Here is a 7127-nt window from a genome sequence, read left to right as displayed (position 1 = left end):
TTATTGATTGAAAAAGATCAGTTACCTGAATTTAAGTAGGGGCAACTGATCAAAATATATGTGAAAGAGTACTAGGTGCTAGGACGCGATGTAAAATCGCTGGCTTTTAGCCGTTAGAGGTCAGATATTAGATGTCAGTCGAACGGCGGGGTTGGTTAGTTCGAGTGTTTTTCTCTGCAATGAAAACCTTGTTCGAGGCATTGTAGGAGGTACTTTAGTGCCGAATTGAACGTAGAAAAGAGCGGTCAGTCAGACGCGCGAAACAAGTTTCACGCCTACATGTAGCAGCGGGTTTATCCCGCGTAATAGGCGCTAGGATTTAGGTTCTAAGACGCGATGTAAAATCGCTGCTACCTCGTTACTCGCATCTTTCCCCTTGTAACTTGCTAACTTTACTCTTGCTAACTTGAACCCACTAACTTTCACCCATAAAAAAAGAGCAGCTAGGCTGCTCTTTTTTCTATCGGAAGAATAACACTTTGGTTATTTTGCCGTTTTCGACTTGATAACTAGTTACAAACTCGGCTCGCTTATCAACGACTTTGGGATCCTCAGAACAAGTCTCTGATAGTTCATGATCAATCACTATATTACCGTGCACAATGCGTTTTATCGGTGAAGACTTAATGCACTTTAATTTTTTAAACATAATACCGTATCGTGCAATTAGCTTTTCTTTACCGGTAAACATAAGCTCATTTGGAAACGTATAAAACTCTACATTTTCATCATACATTTTGATAAATGCATCGATATTACGAGCGTTGTACGCTGCAATAACTTGCTCGATTACAGCCATAGATTCTCGTGACTGACGAGCTTTTTCTTGCTGTTTGGCTGTTAAGGCTTCTTTAGCTTGGTTTACAGCTTTTGTTGCTTCAGCAACTGCTTCTTGCTTTTCAGCTGCGGTTTTAGGTTGCGCAGCAGGTGCCGGGTTTACAGAACCTATTACCTTACTATCATCAGCTTCGGCAACCGTCGCGGTTGCCGCTTCTTCTTTTTCAGTGTCCTTATTAACGGCTTCTGGTTTAGTTACTTCAGTTTGGCTTTTAATTACCGCAGAGCTTTCGCTCTCTGTAGCTTTGTCTTCAATAAATTCTAAACGTGCAACATCTTTCTTTTCTGTTTTTTGTTCGGTTTGTTGCTGGCTTTGTTCACTAGTTTGATCACTAGCAAAAACCTGCCATGTGAATAGTAAACTGATGGCAAAAAATAACGGTTTCATAATTTTCCTAAATGCATCATGCCTCAATAAAGGCGCTAAGGTAGCAAATTATAGCTGTTTGGCATAGTTTTTTACCAATATTGCTCTACTGTGATCTGCCCAGGTTCACGACGTCTATTGCGGCTAAAACCAAGCTCTAACAAAATAGCTGTAGTATCTTTTACCATTTCTGGATTACCGCAAATCATAAACTGTGTGGTGTCGGGAGCTACAGGACGGTCTATAACTTGAAATAAACGACGGTCTTTGATCACATCTGTGATCCGGCCATTAAATCCCACAGTGGCTGACTCTCGGCTGACTACAGGCGAATAGTAAAGATTTGGGTACTGATGCTGGAGCGCTTTGATTCGCTCTTGATAGGTTAAGTCCTCGTTAAAACGTACACCATGCACCAAATGAACATGCTCAAACTTTTGCCACACTTCGCCCTGCTCTAATATTGATATAAAAGGCCCTAGCGCCGTTCCTGTGCTCAGCATATATAGCTGTTCACTGCTTGGCACTTCATCAAGAGTAAAAAAGCCTGTAGCACGACGCTCAATTGTCACTGAGTCGCCCGGCTTTAATTGTGCAAGCTGTTGAGAAAGTTGTCCGTCTTTAACATTAATCAGATAAAACTCAAGATCAGGATTATTTGGTGCGTTCACGTAAGAATATGCGCGTGCTACGCGTTTATCACCCACTTGCATTGCAAGCTTTGTAAACTGCCCAGCCGTGAATGGCTCTACATCGGCATTAACAATTAAGCTAAATAATGAGTCGGTCCACCATTTAACGTCTTTAACTTTTGCTTCAATCCAATTAGACATACAAACCCTCGAGTATTGTTCCTCTATTAAAGGTGGCAACAATTGCTTGAATTTTCAAGTTTTAAGGGGTAGTTGCGAGATGCAAACTGGATTTTACGCGAGGTAAATAAGTAGCTATAAAAAAAGCCGCATAAATGCGGCTTTGAGGTTAGTCTCACTTCACTTTGGGCGTGTTTCCAAATTTCAGTGAATACGTTACCAAGGAACTTATTTAAATTGATTCTAAAGCAATTTTAACCATTTCGTTAAAAGTGCTTTGACGCTCTTCACTTGGTGTTGCTTCACCAGTGATTACGTGGTCACTAACAGTAAATAGTGCCATCGCTTTTGCGCCGTACTCAGCGGCTACGCCGTACATGCCAGCTGTTTCCATATCAACAGCAAGTACGCCTAGCTTGTCTAATTCTTGATAGAATGTGTTATCTGCTTGATAGAATGTATCTGTTGTAAATACATTACCTACCTTTGCTTCAATGCCTAATTCTTTTGCTGCGTTTACACCATTAAGTAATAAACCAAAATCAGCAATAGCGGCAAAGTCGTAACCACGCACGCGTGCACGGTTTACATTTGAATCTGTGCTTGCACCTTGTGCAAAGATAACGTCACGGATTTTGATGTCGCTACCAATACCGCCACAGGTACCAATACGAATTAGATTTTTAACACCGTAACTAACAATCAATTCACGGGCATAAATTGACATTGATGGAATACCCATCCCAGAGCCCATAATACTCACTGGTTTACCTTTGTAGGTACCGGTAAAACCATACATATTACGAACGCCTGTTACTTGTTTTGCGTCATCTAAAAAGTTTTCAGCAATGTATTGAGCGCGAAGCGGATCACCCGGCATTAATACCGTTTCTGCAAATTCGCCTACATTGGCACTGATATGAGGAGTACTCATTATTGGTTTCCTTTTTTGTTCGCTAATAGCTCATCTTTAAAGCTATCACCGTATTCAAGTGCAGGAAGATTAAACCACTGGGCAAGGGTTTGACCTATGTCTGCAAAACTAGCTCGTTCTCCAAGCGGGGTGTTTGTCATTCCCGGTTGGTAAGCAAGTACTGGCACGTATTCACGTGTATGGTCAGTACCTGCTGCTGTTGGATCACATCCGTGATCGGCAGTGATGATTAACACATCATCGCTATTTAGCTGATTTAAGATGGTTGGTAGGTAATCATCAAACTCTTTTAATGCTTTAGCATAGCCGACTGCATTACGGCGATGACCGTACTTTTCATCAAAATCAACTAAGTTTGTAAAAATCAAACTATGATCAGGTGCACTTGCGATGACTTCTGAGGTTTTCTCAAGTAAGTTCATCAGCCCTGGTGCTTTATGTTTTTGGGTGATGCCTTGATGCGCATAAATATCGGCAATTTTACCAATACTTATCACTTCACCGCCGTCTTGCGATAATTTATCTAGCAAGGTTGGCGACGGTGGTAGCACCGAATAGTCACGACGATTACCTGTGCGGGCAAAATCGTCACGGCTCGAACCCAAAAATGGCCGCGCAATCACTCTTCCTATGTTCATTTCATCAAGCAGCGCCCGTGCGATTTCGCAAACCTGATAAAGTTTCTCCAGTCCAAATGATTCTTCGTGCGCGGCTATTTGAAACACGCTATCAACTGAGGTGTAGCAAATCGGCATGCCAGTTTGCATGTGCTCTTCACCTAGTTGTTCTAAAATGGTTGTTCCTGAGGCATAGCAGTTACCTAAAATGCCCGGAATACCAGCACGAGCAATTAGCTCGTCAACAAATTCTTGTGGAAAACACGGCTGTGTGTTTGGGAAGTAACCCCAATCAAATAACACAGGTACGCCGGCCATTTCCCAATGACCCGAAGGCGTGTCTTTACCACTTGATAACTCTTTAGCGTAACCCCATGCGCCAATAGGTGCTTGGCGGTCACTGACTAAACAAGGTTCTTTACCTGCGGCTTCGCATGCATCAGCTAAACCTAAACGGGTAAGATTAGGTAGCGATAACTGCTCACCGGTTTCTTCTGCATAGGCTTTAAGTAAATGAGCAAAGGTATTTGCGCCTACATCACCAAACTTCTCTGCGTCGGGTGCTGCGCCAATTCCTAGGCTATCTGCCATTAAGATAAGTGCTCTTGCCATGGGTACCTCGTTATCAATATGTGGCTACTTTATATGCTCTTCGAATTTTTGGTACAGGACATAAGTCCTGTTTCATAAAACAGAAACATTATAAATTTGCATCTCTAAGCGAAGCAAAAGAGATTAATCGTGTCTTTTTTGCTATTGTGATCTACCTAACAATGTTTCCTTCTGTGTGGGCGAGAACTTTAGTGACACGAACAATTATAGCTATTGCTGGCGCATCTGCGTCGGGCAAGTCTCTTTTTAGCAAGACGATTTATAACGAATTAGTCAATGAGCTTGAACCGGGCGCGATCGCAGTGATCGAAGAAGATGCTTATTACAAAGATCAGTCGCATTTGCCGTTTGACCATCGAACGCAAACAAATTACGACCATCCTGATGCTTTCGAGCATGAGCTTTTGCATGAGCACTTACTTCAGTTGCGCGCTGGAAAATCAGTAGACGTACCAACTTATGACTATGCAATGCACACCCGCAGCGATGAATCGCGTCGAGTGGCACCTGCAAAAGTACTTATCGTTGAAGGTATTTTGCTACTGAGTGATCCGGCACTTCGAAAAGAATTTGATATTAAGGTGTTCATTGATACACCGTTAGATATCTGCCTTATGCGCCGTATGCAACGAGATATGGAGCAGCGTGGCAGAACATTACAGTCCGTTGTTGATCAATATCAAGCGACAGTGCGACCTATGTTTTATCAGTTTATTGAGCCATCAAAGCACAAAGCTGATCTCGTAGTCACACGCGGCGGTATGAATCGCGTTGCCATTGATATAATTAAAAGTAAAATAAAATATTTACTGCAACAATAACAACGGGAAATAGTCAGTATGACGACATTTATGAGCTTAGTAGGCATTGTTGTGCTACTAGCCATTGCTTTCGCGGCTTCAACGAACCGTAAAGCAATTAATTTAAGAACAGTAGGCATCGCCTTCTTGCTACAAGTGCTAATTGGTGGCTTTGTCTTGTTCTTCGAAGTGGGTAAAAACGTACTGGCAAGTATGTCTCGAGGAGTGTCATCAGTTATTGGTTATGCCAATGACGGGATTAGCTTCTTGTTTGGCTCACTGGCATCGCAAGATACCTTAGGGTTTATTTTTGCGATACAAGTATTGCCCGTTATTGTGTTCTTCTCAGCACTGGTTGCTGTGTTGTATCACATCGGGGTGATGGATTGGATAATTAAGATTCTAGGCGGCGGCTTACAAAAGCTATTGAAAACCTCGCGCCCTGAATCGCTTTCTGCAACCGCCAATATTTTCGTTGGCCAAACAGAAGCACCATTGATTGTTAAACCATTTATCGCCAGCATGACTAAGTCAGAGCTATTTGCGGTAATGGTAGGTGGCCTTGCTACCGTAGCTGGTTCAGTTATGGCAGGTTACGTAACAATTGGTGTAGAGCTTAAATACTTAATTGCAGCCAGCTTTATGGCAGCACCTGGTGGCTTCTTGATGGCAAAAATGATTGTGCCAGAGACAGAAACACCAAAAGAAGATTTAGCAGATTTAGAGATACAAGAAGAAAAACCGGTTAACGTAATTGATGCAGCAGCATCAGGTGCCGCAAACGGTATGCAACTAGCACTAAATGTAGGTGCGATGTTACTTGCTTTCGTAGCACTTATTGCACTTCTAAATGGGCTATTAGGCGGTATTGGTGGTTGGTTTGATCACCCAACATTAACGCTACAAGAAATTTTAGGTTACGTATTCGCTCCAGTGGCATGGTTATTAGGTGTACCGTGGAACGAAGCAGTAATCGCAGGCAGTTTTATAGGTCAGAAGGTTGTAGTTAACGAATTTGTTGCTTACCTCGACTTTATTAATTATCGCGATACGTTAAGCGCGCACACACAAGCGATTGTCACATTCGCGTTATGTGGGTTTGCTAACTTATCATCGATAGCAATTTTACTAGGTGGATTGGGCGGTATGGCGCCTGGTCGGCGAAAGGATATCGCACGCTTAGGGCTCAGAGCAGTGTTAGCAGGATCTATGGCTAACCTCATGAGTGCAGCAATTGCAGGTTTTTTCCTCTCGCTAGCTTAGAAACTTAATGAGATGAGCCGTAGTTGCAAAACAATAGGATAGAACTTTAAGGGGTTAAAGGTCTATCTGACTTGAACGATACTTCACCAAGGGCCGCAAGGCCCTTTTATCGTTTTTATGTGCTAAGATTTATTTACTAAGTCTTTTTAAGTATCCGCATGAACCGTTTTCAACTTTTTATACTGATATTTTTTCTCAGTTGGCCTGCCTTCAGTACACCAACACTTACGGTTGTCACTGAGCTTTCTCCGCCAAATCAAACGTTAATTAATAATCAAGTAACAGGTGACAGCACCGAGTTAGTCAAAGCTATTTTTGCTAAAGCAAATTTACAGGCAAATATTGAGCTCTATCCTTGGGCACGTGCTTACAACATGGCACTAAAGAAACCGAACACACTTATTTTTAGCATGGCTAAAACTCCCGAACGAGAAGCTCTATTTCATTGGATTGGAGAAATAGCAACTTATCAAATGGGCTTTGTTAAATTAAGCTCTCGCAGCGATATAAACATCACCTCAAACGAGCAGGCTAAACAATACAAGATTGCCGTGCAACGACATGACCTAGCGGCTCAACGCTTAACTGAGCGAGGTTATGTCGTGGTATATACCTCAGACATCACTAAATCATATCAGTTATTAATGGCGGGCAAGGTCGATTTAATTATTGATGATAAAAATTATATAAGTGCAATGGCTGAGCAGCTAGCACTAGATGAGGCTCGCTTTAGCTTTGCTTACGCTATCGACTTTTTAACTATGAAAGGTTATTTAGCTGCGAGCCTAAATACGCAGCCAAGCTACATTAAGGCGCTTAAACAAGCGTTTGTTGAGGTTTCAAAAACAACCCAATACCAAAACGTGATGATGACAACAAACTAGC

Annotated in this window: 7 protein-coding genes; 3 read left to right on the top strand and 4 right to left on the bottom strand. The window is 42.2% G+C overall.

The genetic code is table 11. The annotated features are described in order from the left end of the window. Window positions 1-460: 460 nt before the first annotated feature. The 4 genes from ACSFVZ_RS19460 to ACSFVZ_RS19445 all read right to left on the bottom strand — a co-directional run bounded on the left by ACSFVZ_RS19460 (window position 461) and on the right by ACSFVZ_RS19445 (window position 4179). Complete coding sequence (locus tag ACSFVZ_RS19460; protein WP_435559453.1) at window positions 461-1225, bottom strand: nuclear transport factor 2 family protein; 765 nt, start codon at window positions 1223-1225, stop codon at window positions 461-463. A gap of 71 nt (window positions 1226-1296) precedes the next feature. Beyond that, window positions 1297-2037, bottom strand: coding sequence for a ferredoxin--NADP reductase (locus ACSFVZ_RS19455; RefSeq protein WP_435559452.1), 741 nt, complete (start codon window positions 2035-2037; stop codon window positions 1297-1299). Between the two features lie 211 nt (window positions 2038-2248). Then, complete coding sequence (gene deoD, locus ACSFVZ_RS19450) at window positions 2249-2950, bottom strand: purine-nucleoside phosphorylase (protein ID WP_036972525.1); 702 nt, start codon at window positions 2948-2950, stop codon at window positions 2249-2251. Further along, on the bottom strand, window positions 2950-4179 hold the full coding sequence (locus ACSFVZ_RS19445) for a phosphopentomutase (protein WP_135926702.1): 1230 nt from the start codon (window positions 4177-4179) through the stop codon (window positions 2950-2952). The genes deoD and ACSFVZ_RS19445 overlap by 1 nt, the downstream gene beginning before the upstream one ends. Before the next feature lie 191 nt (window positions 4180-4370). Here ACSFVZ_RS19445 and udk point away from each other — a divergent pair, with 191 nt between their 5' ends. The 3 genes from udk (at window position 4371) to ACSFVZ_RS19430 (ending at window position 7126) form a co-directional block, all read left to right on the top strand. After that, window positions 4371-5000, top strand: a complete 630-nt coding sequence (gene udk, locus ACSFVZ_RS19440) for a uridine kinase (protein WP_135926701.1) — start codon at window positions 4371-4373, stop codon at window positions 4998-5000. An 18-nt stretch (window positions 5001-5018) separates the two neighbouring features. Beyond that, window positions 5019-6242 carry a NupC/NupG family nucleoside CNT transporter gene (locus ACSFVZ_RS19435; protein WP_135926700.1) on the top strand — a complete coding sequence of 408 codons (1224 nt, stop codon included), beginning with the start codon at window positions 5019-5021 and terminating at the stop codon, window positions 6240-6242. A gap of 158 nt (window positions 6243-6400) precedes the next feature. After that, window positions 6401-7126, top strand: coding sequence for a substrate-binding periplasmic protein (locus tag ACSFVZ_RS19430; protein ID WP_135926699.1), 726 nt, complete (start codon window positions 6401-6403; stop codon window positions 7124-7126). The last annotated feature ends 1 nt before the right edge of the window (window position 7127 follow it).

Origin of the sequence: Pseudoalteromonas nanhaiensis, assembly GCF_051235485.1 — a bacterium.
GTDB lineage: Bacteria > Pseudomonadota > Gammaproteobacteria > Enterobacterales > Alteromonadaceae > Pseudoalteromonas > Pseudoalteromonas lipolytica_C.
Note: the sequence above shows the minus strand (reverse complement) of the source record. Positions and strands in the feature narration are given on the sequence as shown.